Below are 21713 nucleotides of genomic sequence, written 5' to 3'. Positions count from 1 at the left end.
TAACAAAACAACTATTGTATTTTTAGAATACCTATAAGGAATTGAAACAGAGTAAATAATAGACAAAATGTTATAGAAACTAAGAATTTTTAGAATACCTATAAGGAATTGAAACACAGGTAGGTTGGATGCTGAACGGTTGAAAAGTCCATAATTTTTAGAATACCTATAAGGAATTGAAACGAAGTCGAAAAATCTTCACTAAACAAAACTTCAAGAAAATTTTTAGAATACCTATAAGGAATTGAAACAAGCTTTAACATCTGCTGACAATTATATAATAACATAATTTTTAGAATACCTATAAGGAATTGAAACGTAGTAGAAGGTTGGAAGTATATTTTAATTCATAATAATTTTTAGAATACCTATAAGGAATTGAAACATTCATAATAAAGATTTAGTGAAATATCAAAATGATAATTTTTAGAATACCTATAAGGAATTGAAACTATTTATAACACTTATAGTATTAAGGTTGAAAATTCTAATTTTTAGAATACCTATAAGGAATTGAAACAAATGACTTGAACTGGCACAACTTAATATAACAGTTAAATTTTTAGAATACCTATAAGGAATTGAAACATAATTATTTATATAGGCTCAAAGGCTCAATTATTTTATTTTTAGAATACCTATAAGGAATTGAAACAAAGAAATTCAAATTCTCCAAAGTTTTCCTGTAATAAATTTTTAGAATACCTATAAGGAATTGAAACAACAAAATACAGCTTAAAAATATATAAAGGAAGTATATTTTTAGAATACCTATAAGGAATTGAAACTAAAATTCTACTAATAGATGTAGCAAATAAAAGTAGTATTTTTAGAATACCTATAAGGAATTGAAACTTTTCAGGAAGCGGTACAAGTGAAATGGAATATACATTATTTTTAGAATACCTATAAGGAATTGAAACTAAAATAAATATATTAAAATTAAAATAAAGAGGTGAAAATTTTTAGAATACCTATAAGGAATTGAAACCTATGTATTAACGTGTCTTAAAATGCTTCTACGTGATTTTTAGAATACCTATAAGGAATTGAAACTTTTCCGAAAACGTTCCATGGTCACCCAGTTCATTTTATTTTTAGAATACCTATAAGGAATTGAAACTAAGAAATGGTGGGTATGGGTAATAGCTGTATTTGCATTTTTAGAATACCTATAAGGAATTGAAACCTATTACAGAAGCTACTTGACCATCAACTAATTGTGAATTTTTAGAATACCTATAAGGAATTGAAACTAAGAAATGGTGGGTATGGGTAATAGCTGTATTTGCATTTTTAGAATACCTATAAGGAATTGAAACACTGTTCTAGGTGTTGTTACCTTATCGATATTTTTAATTTTTAGAATACCTATAAGGAATTGAAACATTAACTGGGAAGCAAAAAAGATACTGGAAGAAAACATATTTTTAGAATACCTATAAGGAATTGAAACTGTGAAAAATAGACAACCAGTACCTATGTTAGGAGAGATTTTTAGAATACCTATAAGGAATTGAAACTATAAATAAAGTTACTCAAAAGGTTTTAAATTATTGATTTTTAGAATACCTATAAGGAATTGAAACGAAGAATGGGTATCTAAACTAGAAAGAATAAAAGTAGATTTTTAGAATACCTATAAGGAATTGAAACTGGGTAAAAAATATAAAGTAACAGGATATGAAGGTACTGGAAATTTTTAGAATACCTATAAGGAATTGAAACTATTTAAATAATGCTTTGGGAGATACATTTAGTTCTTATTTTTAGAATACCTATAAGGAATTGAAACCGAGCATTTGTTTCATACATCCCTACCATAGAGGTACATTTTTAGAATACCTATAAGGAATTGAAACACCTGATAACATCTGCTTTCACTTAAATAAGTCTGTTATTTTTAGAATACCTATAAGGAATTGAAACACATCTTCTTTAGGAGCATTAACTGGGTAAATTATCACATTTTTAGAATACCTATAAGGAATTGAAACGTGTTAAGCTTTTCTAATTTTTTTTGTTCTTTATCTTCATTTTTAGAATACCTATAAGGAATTGAAACGGGAACAGAACCTGTTCTAATAAAAATATATGACTAATTTTTAGAATACCTATAAGGAATTGAAACCCAGCAACACTAAAGCAAAAGGGTTCGGAAATGTTTGATTTTTAGAATACCTATAAGGAATTGAAACTTATAAAACTCTTTACAAGGTAATTCTTCGTCTAGGATTTTTAGAATACCTATAAGGAATTGAAACGGATCTACTGTAGTTGATTTAGGTAACAATTTAGCTACATTTTTAGAATACCTATAAGGAATTGAAACCCACTATAACCATTTCGTGTAAATTCCTTAAGCTCAAAATTTTTAGAATACCTATAAGGAATTGAAACTAAATGTGAATAATACAAAATCTAAATAAATAAAATATATTTTTAGAATACCTATAAGGAATTGAAACATTGCTTTCTTCTTTGATTCGTACTGGTCTTTAAATTTTTAGAATACCTATAAGGAATTGAAACCAATGTAGAAGAGCTTGCACTAATCAAAAGAAAAATAATTTTTAGAATACCTATAAGGAATTGAAACATACTCTATCTGCTTCTGTAAAATGTTTTCCACCATATTTTTAGAATACCTATAAGGAATTGAAACCAGTTGAATACAGACTTGGCTATGGGTATATTGGAATTTTTAGAATACCTATAAGGAATTGAAACTTCTTTATAAATTCATTATGAATATCTTCTATAAATTCATTTTTAGAATACCTATAAGGAATTGAAACTCATATGTTAACATTTGTATTGTTAATCCAGGCGTTAATTTTTAGAATACCTATAAGGAATTGAAACAAAGGGTCATAATCAAATTCTTTTAACATCTGTTTAGATTTTTAGAATACCTATAAGGAATTGAAACGTTTGTGCAATTGCATCACCATATTTTTTTTCTGCAAATTTTTAGAATACCTATAAGGAATTGAAACCTTACTCTAACATATCCATATTCGTTTTTGTCAATTGATTTTTAGAATACCTATAAGGAATTGAAACCTTTGTTGAAAATGTGGCAATGAAATTGTTTTAATCAATTTTTAGAATACCTATAAGGAATTGAAACTGGAGGTGTACTATGAATGAAGAATTAATTAATCATCATTTTTAGAATACCTATAAGGAATTGAAACAAAGTAGAGTTGGAGGTAAAGCTCCAGTATATACAATATTTTTAGAATACCTATAAGGAATTGAAACATTAGACTTCTTAGTTCACTCATTGCTCTACTTTGAGCATTTTTAGAATACCTATAAGGAATTGAAACCTATATAAAAATATGCTACTAAAGTTCTAAATACCCATTTTTAGAATACCTATAAGGAATTGAAACTACTTCTAAACGTAGTGATACCAGTAGTAATTACTGCTTAGAAAAATAAAAATGAGATACTATACATAAATGAGTGATGTTATGTATGATTTAAGTTTAAATGATAAAAAAATAACTTTCAATAACTTAGAGAAAAAAATATATTATAAATGTCAAGTTAAGAATAAAACTTTTTGATCATTTAAGAATGTATCTTTTTACTCATGCTATTGTTTAAAATGAGCTTTTAAGCGATATGATTTACTATTAATAGAAACAACATTAGCATTGTATTAAGATAGCATTTGTAATGACTGGATCATAGAAAACATCCTCCCAAGCATTAAAATTTACATTAGTTGTTAATATTGTACTCTTTTTTTCATATCGAATGTCAATAAGTTGAAAAAACAACTTAGAATCTTCCTTTATTTTCAATGAGTTTAGCTTTATAATGAATTTAAGAAATTGTCATTTAATAAAAATTTATAAGCTTTTAAATTACTGTATTTCATAAATGTATAATAATCAAAATTTAAATTTCCCATGGGTAACTTTAAGTATTAAAAAATAATTTTTAAATAAAATGTTTTTATTTCACATTTTTAAAGGATTTATATAAATTTATGAAGAATATTACAATAAGTATAATTTTTGTTGGAGTAATTAAAATTAAGGGAGTGTAATTATTATGAGGGCTTATGTGAATTTTAAATTAAAAAAACCATTAAAACTTCCAATACAATATAATCATATATTGCAAGCAGTACTTTTAAATTCTCTAAATGATGAGAAATACAAAAAATTTATACATGATAAAGGATATGAATATGAAAAAAGAAATTATAAAATGTATACCTTTTCTAAATTATATGGAAAATTTAAATTAGATAAAGAAAATAAAACTATAACTTATTATGAAAATGGAAATTTTTTAGTATCATCTTATGATAATATTTTTTTAAGTTACATTATAAATAATATAATGTTGGAAGGTAAAATTAACATTGCTGGAAATGACATAGAAATAGAAAATATAGAAACTAAATTTATTAAAATTAATAAAAATAAAATGAAAGTATATACAAAATCACCTATAACAGTTTATAGCACTATAAAAATAAATGGAAAAAACAAAACTTATTATTATAGCCCATATGAAGAAGAATTTAGTGAATTAATAAGAAAAAATTTATTGAAAAAGTATCAAGCTTTTCATGGAAAGAAACCTAATAATGATAAATTCGACATAAAAATTTTAAATAAAAATAAGCTTAAAGAAAATATTGTTATATATAAAGGATTAGTTATAAAAGCATGGAGTGGAGAATTTTTATTAGAAGGTTCTGAAGAATTAATTGATGTGGCTTATAATGCAGGTGTGGGATCTAAAAACTCTCAAGGTTTTGGATGCTTAGAGGAGAAAAATGCGAAATAAAAAGGTTACATAAATATAGTATACTTTTTTAAGTAAAAAAAATAATACATTTTGTAAAAATAAAAGTATTTATACTTTTATAATATTTAAATAAACATAAAAACTTGAAGGGAGGGAAAAATGTGCAGGAAGCTATAATTCAAATAGGGCATAAGATTTTAGAAAAAGAAGGTTTTTTGGAAAACTTAGTTCAAAAACTAGAGCCTACAAGAAAAAACAAGCAATTACATGTGCTAAAATTCAATTTTTCCACAACAAATTTAAGCTTATCTATAGATGTTAATGAAGAAATGGATGAAAAAACTGCCAGTAAATATTTATATGTAGGTTCAGCAGCAGGAGCAGCTTCAGACCAATGGTATGTGTCAGCTACTAACAATTTATATCATATAACAGAAACTATGCCTAATTTATTAAAATTAGATCTAGGGGAAGAACTAAATAATAAAATAAAGTTTATTGTAGAGAATTATTTTGTAGATTTAAGTAAAGAATTTAAAAGTAATAAGAATAGGTATATATTGAATTTTGAAATTTTAGGCATAAAAGAAAATCCTAAAAATATATTTGAAGAAATATTTAATGAAGAAAATGATAAAGGTACAAAAAATGTATATAAAGCTATAAAAGATACTTTAAAGAAAAAATTTTTATCACTATTTGAAACATATATTAAAGATGAAAAAAATTTAAGTTTTAATGATATAGGTTTATATACTATATTTATTGATGGTAAACCTATATGTGATTATGAACAATATAAAGAGGTTGTTCTAAGAGATAAACAAAGTGTAAAAAGTTTAAAAGGTAATGGAATATGTTCTTTATGTAGCATAGAAAAAGATTTAACGTCAGATATAAAAACAGATATAAAATTTTATACAACAAATCAGCTAATATTTGCTAGTGGATTAGAGAAAAGCAATTATAAACACAATATGTTATTATGCCAAGATTGTCTAAATAAATTACTAATTGGAGAAAAATATATAAAAAATAATCTTAACACTTATCTTACAGGATTCACTGTTTATTTAATACCACACTTTATATTTGGAGAAAACTTAAATAAAGAAGAAATGGATTTAGTATGTGAAAAAATAAAGAAATCCTTTAATACTGTAAAAAATTACAAAGATATAGAGGAACTAAGATATGAAATAGAAAACTCTTTAGATTTTAAGAATGCCTATGAAAATAGTTATTTTCTAATTAACTTTATATTTTATAAGAATGTACAAAAAGCCACTAAGATTCAAAAATTTATAAAGGATGTTAATCCATCTATATTTGAAAGCATAGGACAAGCATTGTTAAAATCTAATAAATCCTATGTAAATATATTTGAAGGGGATTATAAAAGAAGAATTACTTTAGGTACAGCTTATTACTTAACAGCTATAAGATTAAAAAGTGGAGAAGCTATGGAGTACAGAAATCTTCTTACACTTTATGAAAGAATATTAACTAAAGGAAGTATAAAAAGAGAAAGTATTATTTCTAATATACTGAAAGTTTGCAAAATTCAATTTTTTGAAGAAGCAAGTTTTAATGTTTCTACTGGAAATATGAAAGATAGCATAATCTATGGAAATATGTATATAAGATTTTTAGAAGAATTAGGTTGTTTAAGAAGGGAAGTAAGTATGTTGAATGTGGAAAAACTTTTATTAGAAGATAAAATGAAAGATTATATAAAAGAAATGAACTATGGAGAACAGGAAACTTCATTATTTTTACTTGGATATTTAGTAGGAGAAGTAGGAAATTCCCAAAGGAAGGGAAGCTTAGAAGGTAAAAAGCCTATATTAAATAAGTTGAATTTTGGAGGCATGGATAAAAGTAAAATAATAAGGTTAACAGGTGAAGTGTTTAATAAATTAAGACAGGAAAAAATACTAAAATTTAATGAAAAAAACTTTGGTCAATGTAAAGAACTTTTGGATAAAAATATAAACAACTGGACTTTAAGCAAACAAGAAAATTTATTTTATATTCTATCTGGCTATGGATATGCCACAAATAAATTTGTATTAAATAAAAAGGATGGAGGAGAAGAGGATGAACAATAGTGAAATATTATTTTTATATGATGCAAAGCTAACAAATCCTAATGGAGATCCTGATGAAGAAAATAGACCAAGAATGGATTATGAAAGAGATATAAATTTAGTATCGGATTTAAGAATTAAAAGATATATAAGAGATTATTTATTAGATAGGGGATTAAGTATATTTGTTCAAAAGATAGATGGTAAATCTGTTACTGCAGAGGGAAGAATAAAGGCTTTAAAAAGCAGTGATTTAGATACTATTTTAGATGAACTTATAGATATAAGAATGTTTGGAGCTACTATACCAATTAAGAAAGAAAATAAAAGTATTATAGGACCTATACAATTTAACTGGGGATATTCTTTAAATAAGGTAGAATTATTAGAATCTAGTATAACCTCTCATTTTTCATCAGATAGTAAAAAAGGACAAGGTGCTATAGGAAAGGATTATAGAGTTAAATATTCTTTTATAGCTTTTTTCGGAGTTTTAAGTGGAAAAAGAGCAAAAATTACAAAATTGAAGGAAGAAGATATTAAATTATTTGATAAAGCTATGAAATATGCCATACCAGCTCAAGCTACAAGAAGTAAAATAGGACAATATCCAAGGTTATATTTAAGAGTTGAATATAATGACGATGAAACCATATTAGGAGATATGAGAGATTATATAAATATAAATCAAGAGGCAGAAAATTTAAGAGAAATAAAAGAGTTAAAGCTAGATATAACAGAGCTTATAGCACATTTAAATGAAAATTCAAAGAGAATAAAAGCAATACATTATTATTATGATAGTAAATTAAAATTAATATTAAATGAAAAAGAGGAAAGCTTTGAAAATGCCTTTAAAGATTTTACAATGATAGAAGTAGAGTAAGGTGATAAAAATGGATATAATCATATTTGATATGGTAGGTAAATTTGCTCATTTTAGAAAATATTATACCAATTCCTCTTCTTTAAGCTATTCTGTACCACCTAGAACATCAATAATAGGTACTATAGCAGCTATATTAGGTTATGAAAGGGATAGCTATTATGAAAAATTAAATAGAGAAAATTTTAATGTTGCTTTAAGAAAAATAAGTAAAAACAGAAGATTAATGCAAACTTTAAACTATATGAAAATGACCACAGCAAGTCATATTACAGAGCCTAAAGAGCATACACAAATACCCTTTGAAATTATAACAGAAGATTCTAATGTAATATACAGAATTTACGTAAGCCATAAAGATAAAAAAATAATGGATGAAATAGAAAGAAGATTAATAGAAAAAAAATATTATTATTCACCTTATATGGGAGCTGCTCCATTTTCCTGTAATTTAAAATTCATTGATAGAGTAAACGGACAAGTATCTCAGGAAGAAGAAATAAGTATAAGTTCTATAATAAAAAGTGATTATATATGTGAAAAGGGAATAAATTTTTTTCAAAATGATTTTTCATTATTAAGGGAGAGAATGCCTTCAGATTTTAATAAAAATAGAGAAATAAAATCAGTAGATTCCTATATTTTTGATGATAGTGGCAAAGATATACAGGTGAAATTAAACATTAAAGCATTGAATATAGAATATAAGGAAAATAATAATATATGTAATGAAAGTATAGTGTTTATGTAGTATATATAATATTTAAGTAATATAAAAATTAGAAAAATCAAATGTTATTGAGCAAAAGTATAGTGAAACTTTTCATAATATTATGTGATTAAGAGGTGAAGCTATGGAATTTTATTCACATCCAAATAAATTTTTAATAGATCATTTAAAAGAAGTTAATGAATATATGAAAGATAGCCTTTCCTTAAATTATGGAGAGGAAAGTAAAATTATAGCTTTTTCTCATGATTTTGGTAAATACACAACTTATTTTCAAAAGTATTTATTTGAAGAAAAATATAAAGATAGCTTATTATCCAATCATGGATTTATATCAGCTATTTTTGGAGCTTATATAGCACTAGATAAATTTGGGGAAGACAGCATTCTTCCCCTTATAGTTTATAGCAGTATATTACATCATCATGGCAGTTTAAAAAATATAGAATTAAATTTACCAAAAACCATGAGAGGAATAAAAAGCACAGATAGTTCTTATTTAATAGACAAAATAGAAATAGGAGAAAAGCAGATAGAAAATATAAGAAAAAATAAGACAGATATATCAAAGGATTATGAAAGCATAGGTTATGATAAATATTTTAATAGTTTTATAAATGATATAAATATAGAAAAAATACTTTGTAAATTAAAAAGAATGGAAATGATGATAAAAAGAAAGTATAAATCCTCAGAATTATATTTTAGTCATCAATTACAATATTCAGCCTTAATTGCTAGTGATAAAATAAGTGCAGCTAATATAAAATTACCATCTTTAAAATATGTGAATTATGAGGAAATGGATAAAGTAAGAAGATATAAAATAGGAGAAAGCAAAAGTGAAATAAATAAAATAAGAACAGACATTTTTAATATAGTACAAGATGAAATTAAAAAAAGTTATAGGGAACATAAAATATTTTCTATAACAGCTCCTACAGGTACAGGAAAAACCTATAGCGGATTTTTTGCTGCATTAAAATTAAGAGAATTATTAAAAGACAATAGAAGAATAATATACGCACTACCTTTTACATCTATTATTAACCAAAATTTTGATGTTTTATATGATTTATTTTGTAATGTAAAAGATTTTGAAAATAAAAGTAGTGATTATATTATAAAACATCATAGCATGGCAGATGTGGAATACAATAGTGAAAAAGAAAATTATAAATCCATGGAAGCAGAGCTACTTTTAGAAAACTGGGATAGTCCCATTGTAATAACTACTTTTGTACAACTTTTGCAAACTCTTATAGGAAATAAAAACAGAATGCTTAAAAAGTTTAATGCATTAAAAAATTCTATTATATTATTAGATGAAGTACAAGCTATAGATATTAAATATTATGAATTAGTAGATTATATATTAAAAGAAGCTAGCAAATATTTGGATTGTAGAATTATTATGATGACAGCTACAAAACCAATATTATTACAGGATTCAAAGGAACTTTTAAAACATAATGAGGATTATTTTAAATTATTTAATAGAACAAAAATAATACCTAAAATAAATAAAGTTACTGTAGAGGATTTTATTGAAGAATTTTTACAACACATAGAGTATAAATCCTATTTAATAATATGTAATACTATAGATCAATCTATTAAAATTTATAATTCACTAAAAAATATAGATAGGGAAGTATATTATTTATCAACAAACCTAATACCTCTTCACAGAAAGAGGGTAATAGATAGTATAAATGAAAAATTAAACAAAGGAGAAAAACCTATATTAGTATCTACTCAAGTAGTTGAAGCAGGAGTAGATTTTGATTTTAATGTAGTTATAAGGGATATAGCCCCTATATCCAGCATAATACAATCAGCAGGTAGATGTAATAGACATAACAAAAGCAAAGGAGATGGACAAGTATATATTTATTCCATGGTAGATAATAGTTCTAATTATTATGGAAGATATGTATATGGTACAAGCAATATAAATATATCAAAGGACATTCTTCAGCACAGTCAATGTATAGAAGAAAAAGAATATTTAGATTTAATAAATAAGTATTTTAAAGAAATAAATGAAAATATAAATAAAGATATTTCAGAAAAACTAATAGAATCTATAGAAAATCTTTATTTTAGCAAACAAAATGAAAAATATACATTAAGTAAATTTTCTTTAATAGAGAATAATCCTAATTATATGGAAGTTTTTATCAGGATAGATGATAAGGCTGAAAGGGTATATGAGAAGTTAATGGGAGTTTTAAAGGAAAAGGATGAGAACATTAAAAGAGAAGGTTTTATAAAAATAAAAAATAAAATAAGAGATTATACATTATCTATACCTATGAAATATAAAAGTAAATTTAATATAGATGAATATACAAGAATAGTTAGCTTGCCTATGGAGGGCTGTGAAAATTATTATGACATAAATACAGGTTTTATAAGAGAAGACAAGGAAGATTACTTTATATTTTAAAATTTATATAAAGGAGATTTTAAAATGTCCATAGAAGTAAATGGAACTTTAGTATGGTTTTATAATATATGCAAAAGAGAAGTTTGGCTTATGAGTAGAAATATAGTACCAGATCAACATAATGAAAACATAGAAATAGGTAGGTTTATACATGAATATAGCTATAAAAGAAAGGAAAAAGAAATTTCCTTTGGTAATGTAAAGTTTGATGTAATGTTCAAATCTAAGGAAAAATTAGTTATAGGTGAAACTAAAAAATCATCTAAATATAAAGAAGCCTCAAAATGGCAATTAATTTTTTATTTAAAAGTATTAAAAGAAGCAGGCATAAATGCAGATGGAGTACTTTTATATCCAGAAGAGAAAAAAAGAGAAGAAGTTATTTTAAATGATGAAAATATAAAAAAACTAGAAGAAATCATAAAAGACATAAAGAAAATTTGCAATAAGGAATCCCCAGAACCAGTTAAAAAAATAGGCTTTTGCAAAAACTGTGCTTATAAAGAGTATTGTTATGCTTAAATTATAGGGAGGGGATAAAGTGAAGAAGGATATTTATATTTTTAATGATGGTGAACTTAAAAGAAAAGATAACACAGTATTTTTTGTTACTGGAGGCAAGAAAAAATATCTTCCCGTAGAAGAATTAGATAATATATGGATTTTTGGAGAAGTAGATTTAAATAAAAGATTTTTAGAATATGCATCTCAAAAGGAAATATGTATACATTTTTTTAATTACTATGAATATTATGTAGGAACATTTTATCCAAGAGAGCATTTAAATTCTGGATATGTTATTTTAAAGCAATCAGAAAAATATTTAAATTATGAAACAAGAATAGATATAGCAAAGTCAATAATAACTACAGCTATAAAAAATATATTAGTAGTTTTAAAGTATTATAGAAAAAAGGGATGTGCCTTAGATGAAGCTATAGATAGCATAAATAAAAAATTAGAGATTATGTATGATGTAGATAATATACAAGAACTCATGGCATTTGAAGGAAATATAAGGGAAGAATATTATAAATGTTTTAATTTAATATTGAATAATAAGGATTTTCATTTTGAAAAAAGGAGCAAAAGACCACCTTTAGATAAAATAAATGCATTAATAAGCTTTGGCAATTCTATAATGTATACCACAGTATTAAGTGAAATTTATGAAACACAGCTTGATCCACGTATAGGTTATTTACATTCTACTAATAATAGAAGATTTACACTTAATTTAGATATAGCAGAAATATTTAAACCTATAATAGTAGATAGAGTAATATTTTCTTTAATTAATAAAAAGATGCTAACAAAGGATGATTTTCAAAAAGAAATGAGAGGAATAATTTTAAATGAAAAAGGGAAAAGGAAGTTTATAGAAGAATATAATGAAAAATTAAGCACCACCATTAAACATAAGGATTTAAACACAAGAGTAAGTTATAAAAGACTTATAAGATTAGAAATTTATAAATTACAAAAATATATAACAGAAAATGAAGAATACAAAGGTTTTGTAGCTAAATGGTAATTTTATAAAAAAGGTGATAAAATGTTTGTAATATTAGTATATGATTTTGAACAAAAAAGAGTAGGAAGAGCTTTAAAGACCTGTAGAAAATACTTAACATGGGTACAAAATTCAGTATTTGAAGGAGAAATAGGAGAAGCAAACTTAAAAAAGTTAAAGATGGAATTAAATAAACTTATGGATAAGTCTACAGATTCTGTAATAATATATAGTTTTCAAAGCACAAAATATTCTAAAAGAGAAGTACTTGGTGTATCAAAAAATTCTCAAGAATTCATATTATAAATAAAAGTCCACCCCCAATAGTGCAAAAAACTCTGGGGATGGACTTTTTTATAAATTAAGCTATTCCAATGTTTCTATAAAAATGTTATAATTTTTATAGAAAGTAAAAAAATAAAAAGCTTTATATTTCAATGGCAAAATGGATTTTTAGAATACCTATAAGGAATTGAAACATTATAACTGGGTATGGATTTAATAAGCTAGTTTCATTTTTAGAATACCTATAAGGAATTGAAACATATAAATGCTAAGTGCCTTAAAGAAGGAATTATAGGATTTTTAGAATACCTATAAGGAATTGAAACTACTCTTCCGTAAAGCTTTCTAACTGCTCTATATCTTATTTTTAGAATACCTATAAGGAATTGAAACAAAGCTACTCAATATGAAAATTCAGTAGGAGAAGTTATTTTTAGAATACCTATAAGGAATTGAAACGGAGAAAAGACAGAGGTAGTAGAAAAAAGAGTATTTGATTTTTAGAATACCTATAAGGAATTGAAACTGTATTTCTTTTTTATTACCTTCTCTAAGTTGTATTAATTTTTAGAATACCTATAAGGAATTGAAACACTGTTCCAGGTCCATTCCATTCAGATAAAGGATACATTTTTAGAATACCTATAAGGAATTGAAACGCAAATTAGTTATAAACTTCTTCATCTGTTCTGTCTATTTTTAGAATACCTATAAGGAATTGAAACAATGGTATTGCTTATGATGATGATAAACAAGTGACAATTTTTAGAATACCTATAAGGAATTGAAACTAGTTGGGAGAGTGATATAATGCCTAACTTATTTCCATTTTTAGAATACCTATAAGGAATTGAAACGTTAGATACACGTTTGAAACAGATTCTTTTTCTGCATATTTTTAGAATACCTATAAGGAATTGAAACGTTAAATCTTTTAATTGATTAAACAATTCATTATCTTATTTTTAGAATACCTATAAGGAATTGAAACTTATATTGTTTGCTATCTATAAAATAGGTTCTGTTAATTTTTAGAATACCTATAAGGAATTGAAACAATGTAGGTATGGATTGTCATAATTTTTATCCTATTGATTTTTAGAATACCTATAAGGAATTGAAACTTTTTTCTATCTGTATAACCACCTCCGTTGATAGATAATTTTTAGAATACCTATAAGGAATTGAAACTGAAAATGGTGGTATTTTAAAAACCCCATTAACCTTTAATTTTTAGAATACCTATAAGGAATTGAAACTATTGATTTATTATATTTTTCCAATAATATCTAGGAAAATTTTTAGAATACCTATAAGGAATTGAAACAAATTACTAAATCAAAGGATATAGAAGATATAAAAATTTTTAGAATACCTATAAGGAATTGAAACGAATTATAATTGTCTTCTAGTTCTAGCATCTCTTCATTTTTAGAATACCTATAAGGAATTGAAACGTTTAATATCTAGCTTATGTCCATCTCTACCATGTACACCTATTTTTAGAATACCTATAAGGAATTGAAACTGGAAATGAATGTAATTTGGTATTATGCCAAGGCGGATTTTTAGAATACCTATAAGGAATTGAAACTATCTCCTTCAGCACCTATTTCTCTTGGTTTTTGATTGCATTTTTAGAATACCTATAAGGAATTGAAACCAAGAACTAAAAGAAAATAGCTATAGGATAGTAGGAGAATTTTTAGAATACCTATAAGGAATTGAAACTTCTTCAATTCCTTCTAAAATATTCTTATTACTTTGATAATTTTTAGAATACCTATAAGGAATTGAAACGAGTTGAAATTTTCCTCTAATTCTAACATCTTTTCAAAAATTTTTAGAATACCTATAAGGAATTGAAACTATTTAATTCTCCTATTGCCCCCCAAGACATTCCGTATTTTTAGAATACCTATAAGGAATTGAAACTTTTTTTCTCTTTCCAAACTATGTCTTATGTTCGTTCTATTTTTAGAATACCTATAAGGAATTGAAACACAACGATAAAAGGGAGAAAAAAAAGAACTTCCTAATTTTTAGAATACCTATAAGGAATTGAAACATATATATAATGCAATAAGTCAAGCTAAAGCGGATATTTTTAGAATACCTATAAGGAATTGAAACGGGAAAACGCTACAACAATTAGAGTGGGCAAATAAAGTATTTTTAGAATACCTATAAGGAATTGAAACCTATAAAGTATTCTGCAAATACACATACCTCGGTATCCATTTTTAGAATACCTATAAGGAATTGAAACACTCTACTTTGTAATGCCATTTGTGCATAAGTATCGTATTTTTAGAATACCTATAAGGAATTGAAACTTTATTGAAATTATATCTTTATGATGAAGATATTTAATTTTTAGAATACCTATAAGGAATTGAAACTAAGCTAATGTAAATAAATACAAAATATAAAATTACTTATTTTTAGAATACCTATAAGGAATTGAAACATACAAAACCATCACTTTTGCCATCTGACATATTAGACATTTTTAGAATACCTATAAGGAATTGAAACTTTGTTGAGTTTGTATCATCCTCAACAAATTTTTTCAATTTTTAGAATACCTATAAGGAATTGAAACACTATTTTTTAAAATAGCTTGAGCGTTACCAAAAGCATTTTTAGAATACCTATAAGGAATTGAAACTTTTTTATTGCATATTCTTTTATTTTTTTGTTTTTCTATTTTTAGAATACCTATAAGGAATTGAAACGTGGGAAAATTAGAAATGAAATCATAGGAAGTTTCGAATTTTTAGAATACCTATAAGGAATTGAAACTATTTTGAAGCTGCACCATGAATCTTTGAATTAAAAAATTTTTAGAATACCTATAAGGAATTGAAACGTTTTTCTCTATCTACTTCAAATCCAACTGCTTCAATTTTTAGAATACCTATAAGGAATTGAAACTCCTTATTCTTAACCAGAACAATTATAGAATATATGAATTTTTAGAATACCTATAAGGAATTGAAACTAAAATACTATGGGTATGATATACAAATGGCTATATATGATTTTTAGAATACCTATAAGGAATTGAAACACATACAATGATGATTATGATTTAATAGGATATAAATATTTTTAGAATACCTATAAGGAATTGAAACACGTTTGTAAGGTCTTTTAATTGTGGTAGCAATGTAAATTTTTAGAATACCTATAAGGAATTGAAACTTTATAAACCACTAACACTAAACATATATACATAAATTTTTAGAATACCTATAAGGAATTGAAACCCTAATTCTGAATGATATTGTTCACCAAAAATAACTCATTTTTAGAATACCTATAAGGAATTGAAACTTCCACCTTGTATATACTTCCCACAAATATATACATATTTTTAGAATACCTATAAGGAATTGAAACATTCTAAAGCCGTAGGATGATGGTCAAGTAGTGTGAATATTTTTAGAATACCTATAAGGAATTGAAACATATTGATGCTATCTAATAAATTTAATTTTATTATTGATTTTTAGAATACCTATAAGGAATTGAAACAAATTACCCTTCATGTTAAAAATCAGTTTTCAACTTATTTTTAGAATACCTATAAGGAATTGAAACGAGCTATGAAAATTTACTATAGTTTTACAATTATCAATTTTTAGAATACCTATAAGGAATTGAAACAATTGTTTTTTTCCATTTTTGTATTCCTCCTAATTTATTTTTAGAATACCTATAAGGAATTGAAACTAAATATACACACGGTGGTGAACTGTGGAAAAAAGCATTTTTAGAATACCTATAAGGAATTGAAACTTAATTTCATAATTAATAGAATTATAAAAATTATTTTATTTTTAGAATACCTATAAGGAATTGAAACTAGTACATAATAGAACATACATTTGTATAACTGCTAATTTTTAGAATACCTATAAGGAATTGAAACTAAACTAATAATATCTAATTAAAAACTTTAACTGCATTTTTAGAATACCTATAAGGAATTGAAACAAAAAATTTTTAGATGATTGTTTTTATAAATGTAATTATTTTTAGAATACCTATAAGGAATTGAAACTCGTCTATACAATCACAATCAATTAACAATAAACATTTTTAGAATACCTATAAGGAATTGAAACTTCTCTACAACATCTATATCCTTTCTTTTCAATGCATTTTTAGAATACCTATAAGGAATTGAAACCATAAATATTTTTGGAGGTTTGGAGGTTAAGCAATGCATTTTTAGAATACCTATAAGGAATTGAAACAGAGCAAAAATTAAAAATGTTATTAATTTTGCTAAAGATTTTTAGAATACCTATAAGGAATTGAAACTTCTCTAGTTCTGCAAATTCTGTGAAGTCTCCTCTTGATTTTTAGAATACCTATAAGGAATTGAAACATGTAAGAATACAACTCTTTCCCTTCTATTGTTAAATTATTTTTAGAATACCTATAAGGAATTGAAACAAGATACTGAAGAGGTAAAATATAATAACCTTACAAAATTTTTAGAATACCTATAAGGAATTGAAACTTGTTCTTTTTAATATTTCATGTTTTCCTCTATAATAAATTTTTAGAATACCTATAAGGAATTGAAACAGATTTAGATTCTAGTTCATCTAATCTATTTTGGATTTTTAGAATACCTATAAGGAATTGAAACCTGGATACCTAAATGCAATTTAAAACATAGAAAGCGATTTTTAGAATACCTATAAGGAATTGAAACATTAACAAGTCACACGCATAGAAATCGTCTTTATTAAATTTTTAGAATACCTATAAGGAATTGAAACTATAAATAACTCTCTTTTGTTTCTAACCATTTTGCAACATTTTTAGAATACCTATAAGGAATTGAAACATATTTTGTATTTTCCATTGTTATTCTTCTTAATTAATTTTTAGAATACCTATAAGGAATTGAAACTAGATTATGATGATATGAAGACAATTTATTCAGTTCATTTTTAGAATACCTATAAGGAATTGAAACATTTAAAATTCTATTGGAAACAATGTAAAATATGTTATTTTTAGAATACCTATAAGGAATTGAAACATTTTTTCATATGTATATGATATATTAGTATATACATTTTTAGAATACCTATAAGGAATTGAAACTCTTCAAATACTTCGTTAATAAGCTTTAATTTTTCTTATTTTTAGAATACCTATAAGGAATTGAAACAATCAATTTTAAAATAGTGCCAGGTTCACGGGTGGGATTTTTAGAATACCTATAAGGAATTGAAACACTTCTCCGCTTTCCCAGTCAACTTCATTCGCATGTTCATTTTTAGAATACCTATAAGGAATTGAAACTTTTTCTTTTTCATTTCTTCAATTAAAGCGTCTCTAATTTTTAGAATACCTATAAGGAATTGAAACTCTGTTTTACCTTGTTGTTTTAACTTGATTATTTTTATTTTTAGAATACCTATAAGGAATTGAAACTTGAAATTCTCTCATCTTTTCCTTTCCTACGATATTTATTTTTAGAATACCTATAAGGAATTGAAACCGTCATTTTGTCCATCTCCATTACGACAACTTGTCATTTTTAGAATACCTATAAGGAATTGAAACTATTCTCCCATTAGAAAAAGAAGATGGAAATAACTTATTTTTAGAATACCTATAAGGAATTGAAACCCAGGACTTTTAGATTTAGCAAGTGCTGGAGAATTAGATTTTTAGAATACCTATAAGGAATTGAAACTTCCAACAAATTGATTTTTGTCACCACACCAATATCTATTTTTAGAATACCTATAAGGAATTGAAACACAGTTTACGTATTGCACAACGATGTTAGGGAGAAAAATTTTTAGAATACCTATAAGGAATTGAAACGCATTTTGTAAATCTGCACCACTAGCATAAACCGTACATTTTTAGAATACCTATAAGGAATTGAAACATAAACTTTCTTGACTCTCCATTAAACTATGCTGTATTTTTAGAATACCTATAAGGAATTGAAACCTTGAAAGACAGAAACATAATGCAGAAACTCTTACAGATTTTTAGAATACCTATAAGGAATTGAAACCAAATTACAAATATTCTACCACACTAAAATAGTACACATTTTTAGAATACCTATAAGGAATTGAAACCAAATTACAAATATTCTACCACACTAAAATAGTACACATTTTTAGAATACCTATAAGGAATTGAAACTTCCTCCCTTAATAACCACCATACTGGTGGATTTAAAATTTTTAGAATACCTATAAGGAATTGAAACCCTGTAATATTATCTATTATATTATTTAGCTTAAACATTTTTAGAATACCTATAAGGAATTGAAACTAAACCTTGTAAACCGTTGATATCACTATGTTTGCATTTTTAGAATATATATAAGGAATTGAAACAGGGTAACGACATTTAAGTAAAGGCATAAATAAGCAGATTTTTAGAATACCTAAGATTATTTTACATAACTGAAACGACAAGAAATTAAAGTGCAAAATAAATTCCAAAAGAGTTTGTTTTGCACTTTTTTATCAAAATCCTTTTACTAAAATCATGAGTTAAAATTTAAAACTATAATTTCTTTATTTTAATTTAACTTCAAAAGTGAAAGGTTCAAAATGTAATTCATAATTTTCAGAAGAACCTTCAAAATGTAGCTTTAAATTATCGCCTTTAGGATCTACTTGTTTAAATAAAACTATACCTTCTTCTTTAACTCCAGGCATTATTTCATCGTTAATTTGTTTATAGTTACCTTGGTAATTTTCACCTTCTTGAATTTGTTTAGTTCCCTGAACTAACTTACTATTAAAAGTATAGAAATTTATCTTATCTTTAGTATTATTAGTTACAGTTACATAAGCTCTAGTTTCATCCTTAGCTATTTCAACTTTATTAAGTTTTAACACATATCCATTTTGATTCGTTTCTTTATTAATATCTATAGTTTTAAGTGCTGGAGCAAATGCTTCTGCATAATCAGCTTTTTCAATTTTGTCAGCAGTTATAACTGGAGCGGTAACTTTACCACCTAAAGCGTTTTCACCTTCAAATTTTTTCTCGATTTTACCGACAATATGTATTATATCTTCATTTTTAACGTCTAATTTTGGGTCATTAATTTTAATTAAAATATTTTTAGATAAAGACTTAGGATCTGCATAGGCTTGTAAGTAAGTTCCGTTATCATCTTTTTCAGGTTCAACAAAAATTTTAGCATAAATGTCTATACTTCTTCCCTTGAATTTATCTGGGTTGGAAAACATATGTTGAACTTCTTCTTGACTTAATGGTTTTGAATTTGTTTTTGAGCTTGTACTAGTACTACTATTACCGCCACATCCAACTAACAATCCTATAATAAGTGTAAAAATAGATATTGTTATAAGTTTTTTTAATTTCATTATGATACCTCCTAAATTAGTATTATATGATAATATTATACAGTTTTATATGGTTTTTGTAAAATAAAAACTTTAGGTAATAATTTCTACAATTTTTTGAAGTCAAAAATTATTTAAATGTTATTGTGAAAATTTGTTAGTTAAAATTTTCAAAGTATATTCTAAACCTGCTTATATCAAGGAGTAAAGTTAATTTTATTAACTTTATTTTACTATATAAATATATACATAAGATATATTGAAATTTTATAGAGATGTTCACTCCATATCTAGTTGAACAATACAATATACTAAAATCATTGCTTATTTTTTTATGAATTTATAAAATAGTATAATCATAATTTGTTATGATATAATAAAAATACATATGCCAAAGAGGGTGTTACATGTGAAAAAAATGCCTATTGTAATAAGTAATTTTAAAGAAATTATTGAAAATAATTATTATCACATAGATAAAACATTATTAATAAAAGAAATATTAGATGACGGTTCAAAAGTTATATTATTAACACGTCCAAGACGTTTTGGTAAAACTATAAATATGAGTATGCTAAAGTATTCTTTGAAAAATCAGAAAAAGATAAATCATATTTATTTAAAGGTTTGAAAATATTTAGTCAAAATAATGTATATACAAAAAATCAAGGTAAATATCCTGTTATATTTATTACATTAAAGGATACTAAAAATAGCAATTGGGAAATGACTTATAATAAAATTAAAAAGTGTATAGAAGAAGAATACGATAGATTTGCTTTATTGGCTAATAGTGAGCGTTTAACGGAAATTGAAAAAGAAACTTTTAACAAAATTCGTACAGGAATTGCTTCAGAAAGTGATTATGAAAATTCATTGAAATACTTAACAGAGTATTTAGATAAACATTATAGTGTTGCACCAATTTTGCTTTTAGACGAATATGATTTTCCAATACAAAGCGGTTATACAAATGGATTTTATGACAAAATAATAGAATTTATTCGTAATTGGTTAAGTGGAGCTGTAAAAGATAATAATCACATTAGCTTTTCTATTATGACAGGAATATTGAGAATTGGAAAAGAAAGTACATTTAGTGGAATGAATAATCTTAAAGTCCGCACAATATTAGATAATCAATACAGTGAGTATTTTGGATTTACTGAAGATGAAATAATTGAAGTATTAAAATATTATGGTAGAGAAGAAGGATTAGAAATAGTAAAAGAATGGTATGATGGATATATTTTAGGCAAAACAGAAATGTATAATCCTTGGTCTATAATAAATTATATTGACAATAAAGATGCTGTTCCTCAAGCTTATTGGCTTAATACAAGTAGCAATGATGTAATACAGGATGTTATTAAAAATTCAAATATAAATATTCAAAAGAATATTATAAAATTAATGAAAGGGTTATCGATTGAAGAAATTATAGATATAAATATAATTTATCCAGATATTTATAAGACCAGCTAGTAAAAGTCAATAAAAAATTTTTAAAAGTTTATTTTTAAAAAAATGTATGACAAAAAGGCATTGCTCAAAGAACGAACAATACAAAAATTGGTAACAGTTTTTGCGGCCGATTAGGC

The 21713-nt window shown here is 25.0% G+C and carries 10 protein-coding genes, 1 pseudogene and 2 CRISPR repeat arrays (1 of these 13 running past the window's edge); of the genes and pseudogenes, 9 read left to right on the top strand and 2 right to left on the bottom strand.

Annotated features, from left to right (window positions below):
* Positions 1-3401: a CRISPR direct-repeat array (repeat unit 30 nt; unit sequence ATTTTTAGAATACCTATAAGGAATTGAAAC) (it extends 4806 nt beyond the left edge of the window).
* Positions 3402-3662: 261 nt separating this feature from the next.
* A complete protein-coding gene (locus CLOACE_RS09215; protein WP_278287481.1) occupies positions 3663-3794 on the bottom strand; it encodes an ATP-binding protein in 132 nt (43 codons plus the stop codon).
* Positions 3795-4071: 277 nt separating this feature from the next.
* On the opposite strand from CLOACE_RS09215, the gene cas6 reads away from it, so the two are divergent.
* The 8 genes from cas6 to cas2 all read left to right on the top strand — a co-directional run bounded on the left by cas6 (position 4072) and on the right by cas2 (position 12756).
* Positions 4072-4818: a CRISPR-associated endoribonuclease Cas6 gene (gene cas6, locus CLOACE_RS09210; RefSeq protein WP_070110819.1), complete on the top strand. Its 747-nt coding sequence runs from the start codon at positions 4072-4074 to the stop codon at positions 4816-4818.
* A gap of 122 nt (positions 4819-4940) precedes the next feature.
* Complete coding sequence (locus CLOACE_RS09205) at positions 4941-6890, top strand: TIGR02556 family CRISPR-associated protein (RefSeq protein ID WP_070110818.1); 1950 nt, start codon at positions 4941-4943, stop codon at positions 6888-6890.
* Positions 6880-7755 carry a type I-B CRISPR-associated protein Cas7/Csh2 gene (cas7b, locus tag CLOACE_RS09200; protein ID WP_207644904.1) on the top strand — a complete coding sequence of 292 codons (876 nt, stop codon included), beginning with the start codon at positions 6880-6882 and terminating at the stop codon, positions 7753-7755. The genes CLOACE_RS09205 and cas7b overlap by 11 nt, the downstream gene beginning before the upstream one ends.
* A gap of 10 nt (positions 7756-7765) precedes the next feature.
* A complete protein-coding gene (gene cas5b / locus CLOACE_RS09195) occupies positions 7766-8506 on the top strand; it encodes a type I-B CRISPR-associated protein Cas5b (protein WP_070110816.1) in 741 nt (246 codons plus the stop codon).
* Between the two features lie 103 nt (positions 8507-8609).
* Positions 8610-10937, top strand: a complete 2328-nt coding sequence (locus tag CLOACE_RS09190; RefSeq protein WP_070110815.1) for a CRISPR-associated helicase/endonuclease Cas3 — start codon at positions 8610-8612, stop codon at positions 10935-10937.
* A 24-nt stretch (positions 10938-10961) separates the two neighbouring features.
* Positions 10962-11459, top strand: coding sequence for a CRISPR-associated protein Cas4 (gene cas4 / locus CLOACE_RS09185; protein ID WP_070110814.1), 498 nt, complete (start codon positions 10962-10964; stop codon positions 11457-11459).
* A gap of 19 nt (positions 11460-11478) precedes the next feature.
* A complete protein-coding gene (cas1b, locus tag CLOACE_RS09180; RefSeq protein WP_070110813.1) occupies positions 11479-12471 on the top strand; it encodes a type I-B CRISPR-associated endonuclease Cas1b in 993 nt (330 codons plus the stop codon).
* A 21-nt stretch (positions 12472-12492) separates the two neighbouring features.
* Positions 12493-12756 (top strand): CRISPR-associated endonuclease Cas2, encoded by a 264-nt coding sequence (cas2, locus tag CLOACE_RS09175; RefSeq protein ID WP_070110812.1) that lies wholly within the window; start codon positions 12493-12495, stop codon positions 12754-12756.
* A gap of 143 nt (positions 12757-12899) precedes the next feature.
* A CRISPR array of direct repeats spans positions 12900-19128; the repeat unit is 30 nt; unit sequence ATTTTTAGAATACCTATAAGGAATTGAAAC.
* A 183-nt stretch (positions 19129-19311) separates the two neighbouring features.
* Here the strand turns inward: cas2 and CLOACE_RS09170 are convergent.
* Positions 19312-20133 carry a DUF4352 domain-containing protein gene (locus tag CLOACE_RS09170; protein WP_070110811.1) on the bottom strand — a complete coding sequence of 274 codons (822 nt, stop codon included), beginning with the start codon at positions 20131-20133 and terminating at the stop codon, positions 19312-19314.
* A 367-nt stretch (positions 20134-20500) separates the two neighbouring features.
* On the opposite strand from CLOACE_RS09170, the pseudogene CLOACE_RS09160 reads away from it, so the two are divergent.
* Positions 20501-21597 (top strand): annotated as a pseudogene (locus CLOACE_RS09160) (AAA family ATPase).
* Positions 21598-21713: the final 116 nt, after the last annotated feature.

Origin of the sequence: Clostridium acetireducens DSM 10703, assembly GCF_001758365.1 — a bacterium.
GTDB lineage: Bacteria > Bacillota > Clostridia > Clostridiales > Clostridiaceae > Clostridium_C > Clostridium_C acetireducens.
This window is presented reverse-complemented; position numbering and strand designations above follow the sequence as displayed.